The following is a 261-nucleotide window of genomic DNA, read 5'->3' on the forward strand; positions in this document are numbered from 1 at the left end:
CCTTTCGCGAGCAAGCTCGCTCTCACAGTGAGTGCGTGTGGCAGGCGCTCCGCCGATTGAATGCAGTAAGGCCCTTCTGGGAGCGAGCTCGCTCGCGAAGGCGATTGATCAGGCGCGCTGTTTTCGGAGCCTGTACCGGCCCTTTCGCGAGCAAGCTCGCTCCCACAGTGAGTGCGTTTGGCAGGCGCTCCGTCGAGTGATGCAGTAAGTAAGACCGCTGTGGGAGCTCGCTCGCGAACGCGATGGATCAGACGCGCTGTT

The sequence above is a fragment of the Pseudomonas sp. SZ57 genome, from assembly GCF_009495975.1.
GTDB lineage: Bacteria > Pseudomonadota > Gammaproteobacteria > Pseudomonadales > Pseudomonadaceae > Aquipseudomonas > Aquipseudomonas syringae.